Origin of the sequence: Streptomyces sp. NBC_00273, assembly GCF_036178145.1 — a bacterium.
In the GTDB taxonomy this organism is placed as follows: domain Bacteria; phylum Actinomycetota; class Actinomycetes; order Streptomycetales; family Streptomycetaceae; genus Streptomyces.
Window position 1 is genome coordinate 2,385,879 of the sequence record NZ_CP108067.1, and the last position, 16,231, is coordinate 2,402,109.

Here is a 16,231-nt window from a genome sequence, read left to right on the forward strand (position 1 = left end):
TCACCCGGGTGCGGGTGTGCTGGCTATGACCGCGAACCGCGCCCCGAAGGGGTCCGCCAGCTTGGCGGACCGGCCGACTCCCTCCATGGACACCGGGGTGAGGCGTACCTTGCCGCCCGCTTCCTCCGCCTTCGCCGCCGCGGCGTCGCAGTCGGCCACCTCGAAGTACGGCGTCCAGTAGGGCCGTTCGGCGTCCTCGACCGGGTCCGTGGAGATCGGCACCAGGCCGCCGAAGGCCGCCTCGTCCGTCGTGCCGGCCGGTTTGACCATCGTGTACGTACCGCCCTCGTAGGACATCGCGGTGGTCTCCCAGCCGAAGACCGCGCGGTAGAACTCGGCAGCCCCTGCCACGTCGCCCGTGTACAGCTCCGTCCAGCACAAGGTGCCCACGTCCGTCACCGCGCCCAGGACGGTGTTCATCCTCGGCTGCCACACCCCGAAGCCCACGCCCGCCGGGTCGGCGCATATCGCCATCCGGCCGAAGTCCAGCACGCTCATCGGCTCGAAGGTCACCGTGCCGCCCGCCTTCGTCACGGCGGCGGCCGTCGCGTCAGCGTCCACGCTCTGGAAATACACCTGCCAAGCACAAGGGCCCTGCTCCACCGGAACGTTCATACCGCCCGCGACGGTCTTGCCGCCGAGGTGGAACATCCCGTACCCACCGACCTCCTCACTGCCTGCCTGGAAGTCCCAGCCGAACAGTGCCCCGTAGAAGTCGGCGGCGCCTCCGATGTCGAGCGCGCCGAGGTCCACCCAGTTCGGGGAGCCGTCCTTGTAGTCCGTGGTGAGCATGGTCCGCGCTCCTTCCGACCTCGTCTTCGAGCCCCGTCCTTCCTCCTCGAGCATCGCACCCGCCACTGACATTGATACTCGTAGCGGGTTCCGGTGGTCGTGGCTCTGCCACTGACTGACGCCCTGCTGGGCTGTCTTCCCGCTGTACCGTCCGGCTGCCGGGCCCGTTCTTCATGGCTCCGGCCAGGTAGAACATGACCTGATAGGAGCTTGGTCAGAAGCCCCCTCAATGTCCTGTCTGTCCCACCTGGCCGGTGTCACCTCCGGCTAGGAAGGCACCTCCAGCATGACAGCAGCGGACACAGCGGGCACGAGCGGCCAGTGGGTGTTCGGCGGTGTGGACTCGCACGCCGACACCATCCACGTCGCGGTCATCACCGACAACGGCGGCCACCTCGCCGACGCAGAGTTCCCCACCACCACCGCCGGATACACGGCAGCCCTGGCCTTCCTCTGCGCCCACGGGGACGTGATCGCGATCGGCGTGGAAGGCACCGCGTCCTACGGAACCGGGTTCACCCGCGCCGCCGTCGCCGATGGCCTGAGCGTGCTCGAAGTCAACCGCCCCGACCGCGCCGAACGCCGCCGCAGCGGCAAGTCCGACCCCATCGACGCCTACGCCGCCGCCCGCGCCGCACTCTCCGGACGCGCCTCCAGCGCGCCCAAGGACGAGACCGTCACTGGCATACGCGCCCTCCACAACGCCGCCCGGTCCACGGTCAAAGCCCGCACCGCCGCCATGAACCAGATCGGGCACATCCTCGTCAGCGCCCCCGAAACCATCCGCGCCCGCTATCGGGCCCTGCGGGGAAAGCCGCTCATGGATGCCCTGGCACGACTGCGGCTCACGGCAACGACAGACGCCGTCCACACCGCCGTGCTGAGCGCTTTGAAGAGCCTCGCCCGACGCGTCCAGGCCCTGACCGCTGAACACGACGAGCTCACAGCAACACTCGACAGTGTGGTCACCGAACACAATCCGGGCCTGCGGGGCGCCTACGGCGTCGGCCCCGACACCGCGGCCCAGCTCCTGATCACCGCAGGCGGCAACTCCGACCGTCTCCGCACCGAAGCTTCCTTCGCGGCCCTGTGCGGGGTCGCCCCCGTTCCTGCCTCCAGCGGGAAGACCAACCGTCACCGCCTCTCCCGAGGCGGCGATCGCGCCGCCAACGCGGCCCTCTACCGGATAGCCCTCGTCCGCATGGCCAGCGACCAGCGCACCCGCGGCTACGTGGCCCGCCAGACCGCGGCCGGCCGGACCAAGAAGGAGATCATCCGCCTCCTCAAACGGGCCATCGCCCGGGAAGTGTTCCGCTACCTCACCACGACGGTCGCCGTCCCCGAGGTCGCGGACCTGCGGCCCACACGCCAGGCCAAGAACATCACCCTCACCGCCATCGCCCACCACTTCGGCGTCTGGCCATCGGTCATCTCATGCATCGAACGCGGCACCCGCCGCGACGACAACCTCGCCAACGCCTACCGCGACTGGCTCACCACTGCTTGACAGCCAATAGGAGCTTCAGCGGCTCCCTTCCTCCACCGAGTGAACGACCGTGCGTTCGGTAAGATGGTGCTATGGCTGACGGACGCGTGGAACGCGGCAACCAAACGCGGCGGACCGTTCTCGACCGGACGATGAGCATCGCTTCCGTGGACGGTCTGGAAGGCCTGTCACTCGGGAAGATCGCCGCGGATCTCGGCCTGAGCAAGAGCGGGGTGTTCGCGCTCTTCGGCTCCAAGGAGGACCTGCAGCTCGCCACCGTCCGTGCCGCCGTGGACGTGTTCAAGGACGAGGTGGTGCGGCCCGTACACCGGGACCCGGACGGTCTCGCCAAGGTGTGGCGACTGTGCGAGCGCTGGCTCGACTACTCCGGACGCCGGGTCTTCCCCGGCGGATGCTTCTTCTACTCCGTCTCCGCGGAGTTCGACGCCCGCCCCGGCCCGGTACGGGACGAGATCGCCAAGGCACGGTCCGACTGGACGCGTTACGTCGAGCGGCTGCTGGACGAGGCCCGCCTGACGGGCGGGTTCCGGGACGCCTCGGATACGGACGAGGTCCCGCAGGTCGCCTTCGAGCTGACGGCCCTGATGGAACTGGCCAATGCGCATTCCGTCCTGCACGGCGACCCACTGGCGTACGAGCGGGCCGGCCGGGGGATCCTCCGCCGGCTGCGCGCGGTGGCGGCCGCTCCGGACGAACTCCCGGAACGACCGCCTGCGTTCAGCTCGCCTTCCTGACCCTGCTCCTCACATGCGTCGCACGGTCGCGGGTGCGGTCGCGAGCGCGGGCTCGCGCTCAGGTTCGGACAGTGCGAAGTCGACCGCCGTCGCGATGACGTCGGGATCGGCCAGGATGCGGCGGTGGCCGAGGCCCGAGGTCTCGACCAGGCGGGCCTGCGGGCCGTAGGCGGCGGCGATCACGCGGGACTGGGCTGGATCGATCACGTCGTCCTGGGTGTCGTGGACGAGGAGGATCGGCGCCCGCATGCCGGGAAAGGGACGGCGGGCGTCGAGGCGCTGCCAGACCTCGAGGTCGCCGGGGAAGAGGCGGCGCTCGACATGGGTGCGCAGGGCGCGCCCGACTCCCTCGCCGAGGTTCAGCCCGGCCCGGAAGCGCTCCACGAGGTAGTCGAACTGGGCCACTCCCCCGATGCCGACCACGCGATCGACCCGTATGCCGTCGTGCAGCATGGAGAAGGTGGCGAGCACCCCGAAGGAGTGGGCCACCACGGCCGAGAAGTCGCCGTGCTCCGCGTGCAATCGGCCGATGATGGCGCGGTAGTCGAGGATCGTGGAGGCCCGGCCGTCCGACTCGCCGTGCCCCGGCGCGTCGAAGGCGATCACGGTACGCCCCTGGGCGCGCAGGGCCTCGACGAAGCCGGCGAGCCGCGAGGCGCGCGAGGACCAGCCGTGCACGATCAGCACGGGCCGGTCCCCGTCTCCCCAGCGGTAAGTGGTCACGGCCGTGCCGTGCACGACCATTCGCCCGCGCTCCGCCCGCGCCATCACCTCGGCCTCCTCGGGCCGCAATCGCGCGCGTCCGAGGGGCCGAACGAAGAGCGCGAAGGCCCGGGGCCCGGCCAGTCCCGGGGCGAGCCGGGCGGTGATGTTGAGGGTGGTGCTCAGGAGTGAAGCCATGGGGTTCATGTGCGGGTTCTCCGGAATTCTCCTCAGGGCAGCCAGATGCCGATGGCGAGCCAATGGGGAGATATTAGCACGATCGTTCGTGTTGTTTTATGCGCAAGCGCATGCGCGACCACCACTGGCCTATTGTCCCGTCTCGTCCGATCGAGGCGTCTAGTGCTGTGACCGAGAAGGTTCAACGGGTTCGCGCCGACGCCCGCCGGCTTGGTCGGGCGGTCCGGGGTGTCGGATGGCGTGACTACGATGCCAGCATGGGCTACACCACGACGTTCACCGGTCGGATCGCCGTCGAGCCGCCACTCAACGAGCAGGAGATCGCCTACCTGCGAAGGTTCGCCGGCACCCGGCGCATGGACCGTGGCAACGGCCCCTACTACGTCGACGGCACTGGCCACGCGGGACAGGGCCGCGACGCGGACATTCGCGAGTTCGGCAAGCCCCCGGCGGGCCAGCCCGGCTTGTGGTGCGAGTGGGAGCCCACGGATGACGGGGCAGCGATCGAATGGAACCGACACGAGAAGTTCCACGACTCATCCGAGTGGATGGCCTATCTGGTCGGCCACTTCCTGAAGCCTGGCGCTCATGCCCAAGGCCAGCCCGGGTTCGAGAACTTCACCTTCGACCACGTGCTCAACGGTGTGATCGACGCGCAGGGCGAGGAGTCCTGGGATACCTGGCAGCTGATGGTGCGTGAGAACGAGGTGTCCGTGTCTGGGCCCGTGGAGCCCGAGACGGCGTGGCTCTGTGGGGGCTGCGTCGCGCTGATCGCTGATGAGGACACCATCTGTTGCCCAGGGTCGGAGCCGATGCTGGCGTACGCCGAGTAGGTTGCTCGCGCCGACGGCGGCGGTGCCGGCCGATTGGGCCGGCGGGCCGCTGCGGCGCGGGTTCGGCTCGCACATTCGTCGATGCCCGGACGGACCTGTCTCCCGCATCCGCCTTACCCAGAGGGACAGCCAGCGCACTCAACCGGTGAACCTTTCCGGTCATAGCATTAGCCAGCGAGCCCTGATCCCAGTGCTGTGCCCGAGAGGGTCCACCGGGTTGGTGCGGCGTCTTGCGCTGATGGCCGATGCGTGATGCCGCTACTTCTGGAAGCGGGAGACGAAGCGGCGCTGCCAGGGGGTCTCTACGGCGCGCGGAGCGTAGTGCTCCCGGACGTAGGCCACGGCCTCACCATTGGGTACCCCGTCAAGCACGGCAAGGCAGGCCAGGGCGGTGCCGGTCCGGCCGTGTCCGCCGGCGCAGGCGATCTCGACGCGCTCGGCCTCGGCGCGTGTCCATGCCTCGCGCAGCGCGTCGGCGGTTGTGCCGCGGTCGGACGGCAGCCAGAAGTCGGGCCAGCGGAGCCAGCGGTTTTCCCAGGTGACCGGCGGTGGCCGGTGGCCCAGCAGGTAGAGCGCGAAGGCGGGCTGTGGGCCTTGCGGGAGTGGCCGACGCAGTCCCCGGCCGCGGACCAGCCGGCCTGAGGGAAGTCGCAGCACACCCGCCAGCGTGGGTTCCCATGTGGCGGTCACGGTGCGAGCGTAGCCCCCGTTCGGTTGACGGTCAGGCGGCTGTCATCTGCCTGCCACCCCAGCGGAGGTCTTTCGCGCCGCTCACGAATGTGCGGTGGCTGTCGCGATACCGGTATCTGCGGTGCGTGCGCCGCCCGCCGGCAGAGCGACCCCGGGAGGTCTTCGCTCAGCCGGGCCCGCTACTGCCCGGGGCCGGTGCAGCTGGGGGCCGGATCGTCACGCTGCCCTCCTACGTCCGGCGGCCGGCCCGACAACGTCAAGAGGGCATTGACCGATGCCGGCGCAGGCCACGATCGCCATGGGCCCGGGCCCGGGCCCCGCCAGGCTCACCCCGCCCGCGGCCGGCGGCCGCTCCACATCCCCTTGTAGGGCGAGGCATTAGAGGAGGAGGGACTGACATTCCGCGCCCGACGCCGAGCCTCCAGCTGGCAGACGGCCATTGCCGGCACGCTCGCCTAACCAGCCGCTGCGGCAACTTCAGCCGCCTACCCGGCCCAGCCGGACCGTTCAGTAATGGAAGCCCCTGCCGTATTCAGCGCGGCTCATCGTGAAGTCGGCCGGGCGTTCTCGCCGCAGGTACTCATAGCGGGAACTGAAGATGTCCATGGCCTCGTGGATCGAGCAGCCGAGGTGGTCGCGGAACCGCTCCATGCCCTGCATGGTCAGGCCACTGAGGATCTCATCGTCCGCGAAGGCGAGAGGGCCGGCCGCCCAAGGAGCGGAGCCAGGATCCGAGCCGGGCCAATGGGTCAAAGTGGCGAGCAAGCGGCCTTCCGAGAGGGCCACCGCCACATACCTCCCGCGGGCCGCCGCCTCCGTGAAAGCCGCGGCTGCCGTGTGGTCCAGGAGGAAGACGAAGTGCTGGGCAATCCGCCGCCTCCACTCATCGAGCTCCCCGTCGGCATCCAGCCTGAGGTTGGACTTGAAGGCCGCGTCGACGAAGACCGAGACGAGCACTCCGAGGAAGTCGGCCTCCAACAAGCCGTCCGCGTGGTCAATCAGGATCGCGAGGTCGTGGTTCCCGTGGCCGGGACCGTGCCAGTCCTGGAGGCAGTCCACCAGCGCCATCCAGTTGTGGCCGAAGTAGCCGACGAACGACAGCTCCCGGGCGAAGGTGCGGAAGACAGACGCGGCATCCCGCATTTCACGACCGTCCAGCCGCAACACCAGACCGTTCCGCTGCACGAGCGCGGCAGTCTCCGACGCCAGCCAGGGGTCATCCGGCGAGGTGAACACGACCCACGGAGAGCGGCGTTCCGTCAGGGTGGGCTGCGGCTTCATGGGCGAGATCCTTGCACGGCACTTGCTCAGCGCCCGAGCAATTGACTGCATGCAGGTCGTTGCCAACGAAAGCGTCTTCGACGAGAACGGACACCCGTCACCCGAGCCAGCCGTCGCCCTCGTGCTTCGGGCGCCATCAGTCCGCGACAACTGGGCGACGTGATCTCACCCTTCCGCCCCGCCACCCGCCCCCAACTCCGCACATCCGCACGGGCGGCCGACAACTGCTCCACCGCCGTCGCACCAGCTTCCACGGGCCGGAATCCGCTGGCGACGACCACCCTGTTCACGCCGCCCGGCGGGGCGAACGGCACCGGCACCTGGGCCAGGCCCTCCCCGAGCCCACGGGCTCGGCCCACTGGGTCCATCGACACGGCCCCGCCCAACGAGAGGCACGGACGGCGGGTCACTTCGACGTCCGGTCTGCCTGCGGCGCCGGCTCGAGGCGGAGGAGTTCCTTGGTGGAACAACTCGAGTCGGGATCTACCACCAGGCAAAGGTTGAGTCCTTGCCCGTCCCGCCGGACCTCGGCCGACAAGAGGCACGTGCCTTGCGTGTCATCGGTGGCCAAGGAGACGGTGTCGCCGCTGGTGAAAGCGTCGTCGGCGTAGGAGGAGCCGTCCTCGGTCGGACTGAAGAAGCTCCAGCGCCCGGCTGCCGCTCCAGGGCACGAAAAGCCTCCGAACACCGCGCTGTTAAGACCTTCCCACGCCATGCTGCGGTCGGCGCCCAGGCGAAGACGCTCGCCACCTGCGTTGCTCCACTCCCCCGCGAGCACAGACTGATCAACACGGGCCGCCCCTCCGCCCGCAGGGGCACAAGCAACGCCGACCCATGCCAATGCGGCGATCAGGACCGACCACCGCCCCACTGAAGCGTTCATCCGCATCCCCACCCCACAGTAGATTGAACACGTTCAGAATAGCGGGTATCCGGGAACCTTCACGGCGGGATGCGGCCGTCACGGAGCGCCGAACGCTCCCGTTCGTTCGTCCTGCATCGTTGCCGGAAGCCGCAGTGTTGCAGAGCAACACTCCGGCAACGATCAACGCGGGTAGGTCTTGACCAGTGGGGATGGACCGTCAGCAGGCGATCAAGCCGGCGCAACGGGAGTCGCTGTCGCTCCTGTTTCCCCATCACGTACTGCAACGTTCGTCGGGTCGTCCATGCTGGTTCTCCCTCCCGCAATCCGCCGGATGGACGCCAACTCCCGTTACATGGAACGGGTTGCACGAATGGAGAATCACGATGGACCGTCCTCTGCTGTCGCTGAGGTCGACCCTGGTGCTTCTGCTCGCCCTGCTCGCCGGCACGGTGGCGGGCGGGCTGACAGCCGTCACGGGGGAAGGCGCTGCGCGCAGCCTCCTCGTGGGCATCGCCGTGGTGGGCCTGGCCGTGCCCTTCTTCAACCACCTCATCGATACCGACGGCCGCGGGACGGCCAAGGAACAGAACCATGGGTGAGTTGCGGCCCCTGGGAGACGACCTCAACGATGCCTCCCGTGCACTCGCGGAGGCGCTGCGGGAATTGTTCGAAGGTCTAGGAGTGTCCGTACGCCGGTACGCGGCGCGGCGCCAGCGGGACCCGGGGACGTTCTCGCGCTATCTGAACGGAACCCGGTTACCTCCGTGGCAGGTGATCAGCGACCTCTTCGCCGATGTGGCCGAGCACCGTGGAACCGCGGTCACCACGGAGGCCATCGAGTTCGTGCGGGGCCTGTACGGGTCAGCCGTGGACGCTTCCTCCTCCCCCAAGCACGCGGTGGAGATCTTGGAGCAGCAGCTGGCCGATGCCGACCGGGTTTCCCGGCGGTCCAGCGTCCGCGGGGACGTCCTGGGCGATGCGCTCCTGGACCGGACGGAACGCATCGCGGACCTGGAGACGCGGCTCAACCAGCTGGAGGCGGACCGGATCGCCGAGCAGCGGCGGGCGGACGAGCTCGCCGCCGCCTACCCCGACATCTCCGGACTCCTCCATGAACGCAACACGCTCCAGATCGAAATCGAGCGGCTCGGAGCGGACCTCAGGCAGGCACAGGCCCAGCGTGCCGCCGCGGAAGACCGCTGCCACCTCCTCGAACGCCAGCTGGAGGCCGTCGAAACGGTCACGGTGGCCGGACCGGCCGCCACCCCACAGGCCATGCCCAAGATCCTCATCGTCGACGATCAGCCGAACAACCTACTCGCCATGACGGCGGTCCTGGCCACCCTCGACCAGGAACTCGTCACGGTTTCCTCGGGCCGGGAAGCGCTCAAGGCGCTCCTCGACCACGACGATTTCGCGGTCATCATCATGGATGTGCAGATGCCCGAGATGGACGGCTACGAGACCTGCGCCCACGTGAAGCGCCGGCCGCGGACCCGAGACATCCCCATCATCTTCCTGACCGCCATGGGCCTGGACTCCGAACACTCCGCCCGCGGGTACGCGGCGGGCGCCGTCGACTACATCAGCAAGCCCTTCGACCCGTGGGCCCTGCGCGCCAAGGTCGCCGTCTTCACCTCCATCTACCTGGAGCGACACAACCCGTAGACGACGCCGCGCGGCCCGCCCGCCGCCGTCGCCTTCCGATGTGACCGGGGTGCACGAGGCCTCGCGGTCGAAGGCCGGCGGGCGGGCGCCGTCACGCCCGTAGGGTGCGGCCGTGGTTGAGCTCAGTCGTCGAGCCCTTCGACGACCTTGCGGAGCTCGCGGGCTCCGCGGTGCGACATGGCTCGGATCACGCCGTCGAGTAGGGCACGGGCTTCGAAAGGGTCGCCGCAGCAGTACCCGTGCACGCTGCCGAACTCGTCGTCGTGCCAGAGCTCGCGCTCGGGGCGATGAACGTAGTCCTTCCACAGGCGCAATGCCGTGCCGATGTCCCCCGGCTGGAGGTAGTTGCGCGTGCGTTCGAGGCGAACGATCTCGGAGAGCGCCCGCGGGGAGAGACGGTCGATGGCCGGCCTCGAGCTGTGTGGCCGGCGCCGGTCCGGGATGCCGGCACGGATGCGTCCTGGCCGTCTACGCGGCATGGACCTTTCGGTTGGTCGTCATGCCGTACATGCTGCCAGAGCCGCGCACGGTGTTTCGAACGGATTCGGCGGGCCTGGTCGAACCGACCGCCGCCCTACTGGGCGTCGGCGGGCCGGTGGTCTCGCCAGTGGACCTGCCCCTGCGCCCCGAGCACCGTCGTGGGATCGGGGCGCGCCCCGGTGGGCGAGGGGATGCTCCACGCTCATGCCGCAGCCCGTGTTCGTCAGCCGTGCCTGGGTGGAGCTGGTCGGGTACTACGCGGCCGAGTCCGGCGACGACGACTACGCCGCCTTCGCCGACCGCCATCCCGCGCTGCTCGACAAGCGCCTGCTCACGCACTACTACCGCCCCTCCACGCTGGCCACCCCGCGGGCGAAGGACGGCTGGGTGGAGCCCGACCTCGCCCCCTTCCCCGGGCGGGACGCCGCCGTGTAGCGCCCGTCGTCCCCCGCTCGTCGGTCCTCGCTCGTCAGTCCTCGTGCTTCGCCCGGCTGGGCTGGACGCGCTTGGGCTCGCCCGGCATCTTCGGGTAGTCCGGGGGGTAGGGCATGTCCCCCAGGCCGTGCTCGTGTTCGTCGCGGGCCGCGAGTTCCAGTACGGCGTCCAGGGCGAAGGCGTGCTCGTCCATGTCGGCGTGCAGATCGCCCAGTTCGGCGAAGCGGGCCGGCATCGTCACGATGTCGAAGTCGCGGGGCTCCGCGTCGTCCACCTCGTCCCAGCGCAACGGCGCCGATACCGGTGCGTGCGGGCGGGGACGGACGGAGTAGGCGGAGGCGATCGTGCGGTCGCGTGCCGTCTGGTTGTAGTCGACGAAGATCCGCTCGCCGCGCTCCTCCTTCCACCAGGCCGTCGTGACCTTGCCCGGCATTCGGCGTTCCAGTTCTCGGCCGAGGGCGATGGCGCACCGCCGGACCTCGGTGAAGGTCCAGCGCGGCTCGATCGGCACGAAGACGTGCAGTCCGCGGCCGCCCGAGGTCTTGGGCCAGCCGCGCAGCCCCAACTCCTCCAGCAGGGCTCGCAGTTCATGCGCGGCCGCCACCGCATGGTGGTAGTCGGTGCCCGGCTGCGGGTCCAGGTCGATCCGGAGCTCGTCGGGACGGTCGGTGTCCTTGCGCCGCACCGGCCAGGGATGGAAGGTGAGGCACCCCAGGTTGGCCGCCCACAGGACGGCGGCCGGTTCGGTCGGGCAGATCTCGTCGGCCGTGCGGCCGCTCGGGAAGGCGATGTGGGCGGTGGGGATCCAGTCGGGAAGGTTCTTCGGTGCCCGCTTCTGGAAGAAGGACTCGCCCTCCACCCCGTCGGGGAAGCGTTCCAGGGTCGTGGGCCGGTCGCGCAGGGCGCGCGTGATGCCGGGCGCGACCGCCAGGTAGTACTCGGCCACGTGCCGCTTGGTGAGGCCGCGCTCCGGGAAGTACACCTTGTCCGGGCTGGACAGCCGTACCGTCCGCCCGCCCGCGTCCAGCTCGATCGCATTACCGGCAGCACCCATGTGCGCCACGGTAGGCGGGCCCGGCCATGCCCGCATACCGGGCAGGTCCGGACGTACCACCGCAGAATCGAAGGCATGGATCTGCCAGTGATGCCGCCCGTGAAACCGATGCTCGCCAAGTCCGTCGCAAAGATCCCGCCGGGGATGCAGTACGAGGCCAAATGGGACGGCTTCCGGGCCATCGTGCATCGCGACGGCGATGAGATCGAGCTCGGCAGCCGCACGGGCAAGTCCCTGACCAGGTACTTCCCCGAGCTGGCGAAGGCCCTGAAGAGCAATCTGCCGAGCCGATGCGTCATGGACGGCGAGATCGTCATCGTTCATGGCGGGCGCCTCGATTTCGACCGGCTGACCGAGCGGATCCATCCCGCGCAGTCCCGCGTCGCCCTGCTGGCCGAGAAGACGCCCGCCAGCTTCGTCGCCTTCGACCTGCTCGCCCTGGGCGATGACGCGCTGCTCGACACCCCGCTCGCCGACCGCCGTGCCGCCTTGGTCCGCTCCCTCTCCACCGCTCGGCCCCCCGTGCATCTCGCGCCCGCGACCACCGATCCCGCGCTCGCGCAGGAGTGGTTCGAGCGATTCGAGGGCGCCGGGCTCGACGGGGTGATCGCCAAACCCCTCGATCTCCTCTACCGGCCCGATGCCCGCCTCATGTTCAAGGTCAAACACGAACGTACCGCCGACGTCGTCGTCGCGGGTTTCCGTTTCCACAAGAGCGGTCCGATCGTCGGATCGCTGCTGCTCGGCCTGTACGACGTCCACGGCACCCTCCAGCACGTGGGCGTGTGCGCCGCCTTCCCCATGAAGCGCCGCGCCGAGCTGGTGGAGGAACTCGAACCCCTTCGGATGCTCGACCCGACCGGCCACCCGTGGGCCGCCTGGGCCGAGGAATCCGCCCACGAGAGTGCCCGGCTGCCCGGCGCGCAGAGCCGCTGGACCGGCAAGAAGGACCTGTCCTGGGTGCCGCTGCGACCCGAGCGGGTCGTCGAGGTGAAGTACGACCACATGGAGGGCGACCGCTTCCGGCACACCGCCCAGTTCCACCGCTGGCGGACCGACCGGACGCCCGAGAGCTGCACTTACGCCCAGTTGGAGGAGGTCGTCGGCTACGACCTCACCGAGGTGCTCGGTCCCACCGCCGGTCCGACCGCCGGCGCCGCCGATGCCGACGGCTCCCCCGACTGAGCGGCCGACCACTACCGCGCCGCCACCACCGAGCCACCACCGCGCCGCCACGCCGCCACCACCGAGCCGCCTCCCCCGCGGCTCAGCCCGCCGTCAGCTTCTCCCACTCCTCCCGGTCCGGCCCCGACGCGTTCGGCGCGTAGTGCGGCCGGGCCGCCAGCCAGCGCGCCACCCTGCCGCGGACCTCCGGATCCGCGTACGCCCGCCCCGGCAGCTCCGCCAGGTGCCGGACCCTCGCCCGCGCCCGCATCACCTCCGGGTCCTCCAGCGCGCAGTCGAACAGCGCGGACACCTCGCGCGCCGTCCCGCCGCGCACCGCCCGGGTCGCGAAGCGCTCCCCGATGGCCGCGTCCGCGACGACCTGGAAGTCGAACCACGGTTTCAGGCTGTGCTCCGCCCAGGCGTGGTGATCGGCTGCGTACCGCGCCGATCCCGGGTCCCGGTGCGCCGTACGGGCCACCCTGCGCGCGGCCCACAGTGCGAGCGAGGTGCCCTGCCCCAGGGTCGGGTTGGTGTGCGCGATCGAATCCCCGACCGGTACCAGCCCGGTCACCACCGGGCCCGCTTCGTCGACCAGCGCACTCCACCGGTTGTCCAGGCTCGCCGTGGCCAGGACGCCCGACAGCGGCTCGGCGCCCAGTCCCAGCCAGGCCGCGCCGGGCGGGAAGGCGCGCGCCGCCGCCTCGAACACCGCGGGGTCGCGCAGCGCCGCGCGCGTGGAGTCGGCGGTGTGCACGAACAGGGTCACGGCGAACACCCGGTTGTCGGCGGGGAAGACGGCGCAGCCGGCGAAGGGCCCGCCGGTCACCGCCCACGGCCGACGCGGTCCCTCGTCCCTGCCCGCGGGCAGCCGGTACCAGCGGCAGAAGTACGCGATCCCGGTGCGGTGCCGTTCCACGACGGGCGGCCGGCAGCCCGCCTCGGCCAGCCTGCGCTCGGTGCCGCCGCGCCGCCCGCCGGCGTCCACGACGAGGTCCCCCGGGTAACTTCCGATCTCGGTGGTCACTCCCGTCACCTGGATCCCAGCACCCTCGGACGGCCCCGGGGCCGTGATCAGCCCGGTGACCGGCTCCCCGTACCGGACGACGACCCCCGGTTCCGCGCGCAGCGCCGTGGCCAGCGCGCTCTCCAGGACGATGCGCCGGGCCTGGAGCATCACGAGGTCCTCGTCGCCCGGTCGCGCGGGCGGACGTACGTCGAACCAGTCCAGCTCGTGGCGCTCGCGGGCGCCGAGCCGGAGCATCTCCTCGTGGACGTCGGGCAGATCGCCGCGCAGCACGTTGCGGGCGGCTCCGAGCAGCACGTGCGGCTGGGCCGCCTGTGGGACGGTCGGCCGGCGCCAGCCGAAGAAGTCACGGTCGAGCGCCGTGCCCGGGGCCCGCGTGTCGCGCTCGAAGACCTCCGCCGTGTGTCCGCGTCGCGCCGCGAGCAGCGCGGTGGCGGCCCCCGCGACACCTCCGCCGATGACCAGCACATGTGCCATGGAGCGTCCCCCCGAACCGTTGGACCGTACGACGATCACACTGCCCAGAGCCTGCACGGACGGGAGCCGGCCGAAACCCGCACAGATGTCCTAAAAACGCTCCAGCGCTCGCGCCGAACGGCCGCCTCCCGGCACACCGCGCACCAGCGCGCACGCCGGCTCGCTCCGGCTCACACTCCAGCGCTCGCGCGGTGGGCCCGAACGGCCCGCCGGGTCTCCGCCTCGATCAGGTCGGTGTTGATGGCCACCGCCGCCCGCACGCCCTGGGCGGCCGCGCCCGGGACCTTCTCCAGCGGTGAGGTCACGTTGCCCGCGACCCAGACCCCGCGCAGGGCGGTGGCTCCGGTGGCCGGGTCCGAGGCGATGCAGGTGCCGATCGCCCGACCGTCCCGCTCCACGACCGTGGTCGGCAGGCCGAGACCGGTCAGGACGCCCGAGCGGGCGGTGAACCGCGGGGCGACCACCAGGGCCCGGCACTCCACCACGGCGCCGCCCGCCAACGTCACGCCGGTCAGCCCCTCGTCCTCGACCGCGAGGCCGATCACCTCGCCCTCGACGACCCGGACACCGAGGGCCGCCAGCAGTTCCCGGTCCTCGGCGGTGAGCTGCCAGGTGTGCGCGAGCAGGGTGGTCCGCTCGCTCCAGTGCCGCCAGAGCTCGGCCTGGTGCACGGCGAGGGGCCCGTCGGCCAGCACCGCGATCGGCTGGTCCCGCACCTCCCAGCCGTGGCAGTACGGGCAGTGCAGCACGTCCCGCCCCCAACGCGCCCCGAGGCCCGGTACGGCGGGAAGCTCGTCCACCAGACCGGTGGCGACCAGCAGCCGGCGCGCCCGGACGGCCCTGCCGTCCCCGCAGCGGACCAGGAAGCTCCCGTCGGGCAGCCGGTCCGCGGCGACGGCCGTGCCCGGCCGGATCTCCCCGCCGTAGCCGGTCACCTCCGCGCGCCCCTTGGCCAGCAGTGCGGCGGGGCTCTCCCCGTCCTGCCCCAGGTACCCGTGCATGTGCGCGGCCGGGGCGTTGCGCGGGCTGCCGGAGTCGATGACCAGTACCGTACGGCGGGACCGGACCAGGGTGAGCGCCCCGGCCAGCCCGGCGGCCCCACCGCCCACGACCACCACGTCGAAGGAGCTGTCGCTTGCGTTGTCCATACCTGCGAGGGTCCGCCCACGGCGGCCCGCTTGACAAATGTTGTTGCCGAAGCGGCAAATGGATCCATGGCCACCGAGGAGCAGGACGAGGAACTCGCCGGCGTGCTCACCGCCGTGGGCCCGCGGCTGCGCGCCCTGCGCCGACAGCGCGGCACCACGCTGGCCCAGCTCAGCGAGACCACCGGCATCTCGCTCTCGACCCTCTCGCGGCTGGAGTCCGGGCAGCGCAGGCCGACGCTGGAGCTGCTGCTTCCGCTGGCCAGGGCGCACCGGGTGGCGCTCGACGAGCTGGTCGGCGCCCCTGAGACCGGGGATCCGCGGGTCCGGCCACGGCCCTTCGTCCGGCACGGCAGCACCTACGTGCCGCTGACCCGGAAGTTCAGCGGGGTGCACGCCTTCAAGCAGATCCTGCCGCCCCTCGAAGGTCCGCCCGCCGAACCCGAGCTACAGGTCCACGAGGGCTACGAATGGCTGTACGTGCTCTCCGGGCGCATCCGACTGCTGCTGGGCGGGCACGACCTCGTCCTCGGCCCCGGTGAGGCCGCCGAGTTCGACACCCGCACCCCGCACGCCTTCTTCAACGCGGGTCCGCAACCGGCGGAGTTCCTCAGCCTCTTCGGCCCCCAGGGCGAGCGGATCCACGTCCGGGCCCGGCCCACCCCTCCATCGGAAGGACGTCCATGAGCACCCCCCACGAACGCCCCGAGCGGGCCGCGCCGCAGCCCCATGCCGTCGTCGGCGTCGGACTGGTCGTCCTGGCGGCCGACGGCCGGGTGCTGCTCGGCCAGGCGCACGACGGCCGATGGGAGCTGCCCGGAGGCAAGGTCGACCCCGGGGAGGGCTTCGAGCAGGCCGCCGCCCGGGAACTCGCCGAGGAGACGGACCTGCGGGCGGCCCCCGAGGCGATCCGGGTCCTGTCCGTACAGATCGACGCGCAGTCCGGCCTGACCAGGCTCACGGCAGCCGCCGTCACCACCGCGGCGGAGGGCGTCCCGGCCGTCACCGAGCCCCACAAGATCACCCGCTGGCAGTGGTTCGCCCCCGCCGAGATCCCCTCGGCCCTCTACGCCCCGTCGGCGGCCGTGCTGCGCGCTTGGCGCCCGGACCTCACCACGCTGCCGCACGACGACTTCTCGTACGCCTACCCGACCTCGGCCCCGGCAGCAAGTGCCTGAA

18 protein-coding genes are annotated in these 16,231 nt (G+C 70.9%); 9 read left to right on the forward strand and 9 right to left on the reverse strand.

Features of this window, described 5'->3' with window-relative positions:
• On the reverse strand, positions 1 to 792 hold the full coding sequence (locus OG386_RS10125; RefSeq protein WP_328787832.1) for a VOC family protein: 792 nt from the start codon (positions 790 to 792) through the stop codon (positions 1 to 3).
• A gap of 286 nt (positions 793 to 1,078) precedes the next feature.
• Here OG386_RS10125 and OG386_RS10130 point away from each other — a divergent pair, with 286 nt between their 5' ends.
• Positions 1,079 to 2,299 (forward strand): IS110 family transposase, encoded by a 1,221-nt coding sequence (locus OG386_RS10130; RefSeq protein ID WP_328787833.1) that lies wholly within the window; start codon positions 1,079 to 1,081, stop codon positions 2,297 to 2,299.
• A gap of 71 nt (positions 2,300 to 2,370) precedes the next feature.
• Positions 2,371 to 3,033: a TetR/AcrR family transcriptional regulator gene (locus tag OG386_RS10135; protein ID WP_328787834.1), complete on the forward strand. Its 663-nt coding sequence runs from the start codon at positions 2,371 to 2,373 to the stop codon at positions 3,031 to 3,033.
• 9 nt (positions 3,034 to 3,042) lie between these two features.
• On the opposite strand, the gene OG386_RS10140 is transcribed toward OG386_RS10135, so the two are convergent.
• Positions 3,043 to 3,933, reverse strand: coding sequence for an alpha/beta fold hydrolase (locus tag OG386_RS10140; protein ID WP_328787835.1), 891 nt, complete (start codon positions 3,931 to 3,933; stop codon positions 3,043 to 3,045).
• Positions 3,934 to 4,100: 167 nt separating this feature from the next.
• Here OG386_RS10140 and OG386_RS10145 point away from each other — a divergent pair, with 167 nt between their 5' ends.
• Positions 4,101 to 4,766 (forward strand): hypothetical protein, encoded by a 666-nt coding sequence (locus tag OG386_RS10145; RefSeq protein ID WP_328787836.1) that lies wholly within the window; start codon positions 4,101 to 4,103, stop codon positions 4,764 to 4,766.
• 258 nt (positions 4,767 to 5,024) lie between these two features.
• Here the strand turns inward: OG386_RS10145 and OG386_RS10150 are convergent, their stop codons facing one another.
• The 3 genes from OG386_RS10150 to OG386_RS10160 form a co-directional block, all read right to left on the reverse strand.
• Positions 5,025 to 5,456: a protein-tyrosine phosphatase family protein gene (locus OG386_RS10150; RefSeq protein ID WP_328787837.1), complete on the reverse strand. Its 432-nt coding sequence runs from the start codon at positions 5,454 to 5,456 to the stop codon at positions 5,025 to 5,027.
• A 507-nt stretch (positions 5,457 to 5,963) separates the two neighbouring features.
• On the reverse strand, positions 5,964 to 6,737 hold the full coding sequence (locus OG386_RS10155; protein WP_328787839.1) for a barstar family protein: 774 nt from the start codon (positions 6,735 to 6,737) through the stop codon (positions 5,964 to 5,966).
• A 406-nt stretch (positions 6,738 to 7,143) separates the two neighbouring features.
• A complete protein-coding gene (locus OG386_RS10160) occupies positions 7,144 to 7,620 on the reverse strand; it encodes a hypothetical protein (RefSeq protein ID WP_328787841.1) in 477 nt (158 codons plus the stop codon).
• Positions 7,621 to 7,985: 365 nt separating this feature from the next.
• Here OG386_RS10160 and OG386_RS10165 point away from each other — a divergent pair, with 365 nt between their 5' ends.
• Both OG386_RS10165 and OG386_RS10170 read left to right on the forward strand, forming a co-directional pair.
• Entirely contained in the window at positions 7,986 to 8,201 is a 216-nt protein-coding gene (locus OG386_RS10165) for a hypothetical protein (RefSeq protein WP_328787842.1), read from the forward strand.
• Positions 8,194 to 9,270 (forward strand): response regulator, encoded by a 1,077-nt coding sequence (locus tag OG386_RS10170; protein ID WP_327382301.1) that lies wholly within the window; start codon positions 8,194 to 8,196, stop codon positions 9,268 to 9,270. Before OG386_RS10165 ends, OG386_RS10170 begins: the two co-directional genes overlap by 8 nt.
• Positions 9,271 to 9,392: 122 nt before the next feature.
• Here the strand turns inward: OG386_RS10170 and OG386_RS10175 are convergent, their stop codons facing one another.
• Positions 9,393 to 9,749 (reverse strand): hypothetical protein, encoded by a 357-nt coding sequence (locus OG386_RS10175; RefSeq protein ID WP_328787843.1) that lies wholly within the window; start codon positions 9,747 to 9,749, stop codon positions 9,393 to 9,395.
• A 205-nt stretch (positions 9,750 to 9,954) separates the two neighbouring features.
• On the opposite strand from OG386_RS10175, the gene OG386_RS10180 reads away from it, so the two are divergent.
• Complete coding sequence (locus tag OG386_RS10180; RefSeq protein ID WP_328787844.1) at positions 9,955 to 10,185, forward strand: hypothetical protein; 231 nt, start codon at positions 9,955 to 9,957, stop codon at positions 10,183 to 10,185.
• A 34-nt stretch (positions 10,186 to 10,219) separates the two neighbouring features.
• On the opposite strand, the gene ligD is transcribed toward OG386_RS10180, so the two are convergent.
• Positions 10,220 to 11,239 (reverse strand): non-homologous end-joining DNA ligase, encoded by a 1,020-nt coding sequence (gene ligD, locus OG386_RS10185; protein WP_328787845.1) that lies wholly within the window; start codon positions 11,237 to 11,239, stop codon positions 10,220 to 10,222.
• 75 nt (positions 11,240 to 11,314) lie between these two features.
• Between ligD and OG386_RS10190 the strand changes: the two genes are divergently transcribed.
• Complete coding sequence (locus OG386_RS10190) at positions 11,315 to 12,424, forward strand: ATP-dependent DNA ligase (protein ID WP_328787846.1); 1,110 nt, start codon at positions 11,315 to 11,317, stop codon at positions 12,422 to 12,424.
• Positions 12,425 to 12,506: 82 nt separating this feature from the next.
• On the opposite strand, the gene OG386_RS10195 is transcribed toward OG386_RS10190, so the two are convergent.
• Together OG386_RS10195 and OG386_RS10200 are read right to left on the reverse strand one after the other, a co-directional pair.
• Positions 12,507 to 13,907 (reverse strand): FAD-dependent oxidoreductase, encoded by a 1,401-nt coding sequence (locus tag OG386_RS10195; RefSeq protein WP_328787847.1) that lies wholly within the window; start codon positions 13,905 to 13,907, stop codon positions 12,507 to 12,509.
• A gap of 170 nt (positions 13,908 to 14,077) precedes the next feature.
• On the reverse strand, positions 14,078 to 15,055 hold the full coding sequence (locus tag OG386_RS10200; protein WP_328787848.1) for an NAD(P)/FAD-dependent oxidoreductase: 978 nt from the start codon (positions 15,053 to 15,055) through the stop codon (positions 14,078 to 14,080).
• Positions 15,056 to 15,121: 66 nt separating this feature from the next.
• Between OG386_RS10200 and OG386_RS10205 the strand changes: the two genes are divergently transcribed.
• A complete protein-coding gene (locus tag OG386_RS10205; RefSeq protein WP_328787849.1) occupies positions 15,122 to 15,739 on the forward strand; it encodes a helix-turn-helix domain-containing protein in 618 nt (205 codons plus the stop codon).
• On the forward strand, positions 15,736 to 16,230 hold the full coding sequence (locus OG386_RS10210) for a nucleotide triphosphate diphosphatase NUDT15 (protein ID WP_328787850.1): 495 nt from the start codon (positions 15,736 to 15,738) through the stop codon (positions 16,228 to 16,230). Before OG386_RS10205 ends, OG386_RS10210 begins: the two co-directional genes overlap by 4 nt.
• Position 16,231: the final 1 nt, after the last annotated feature.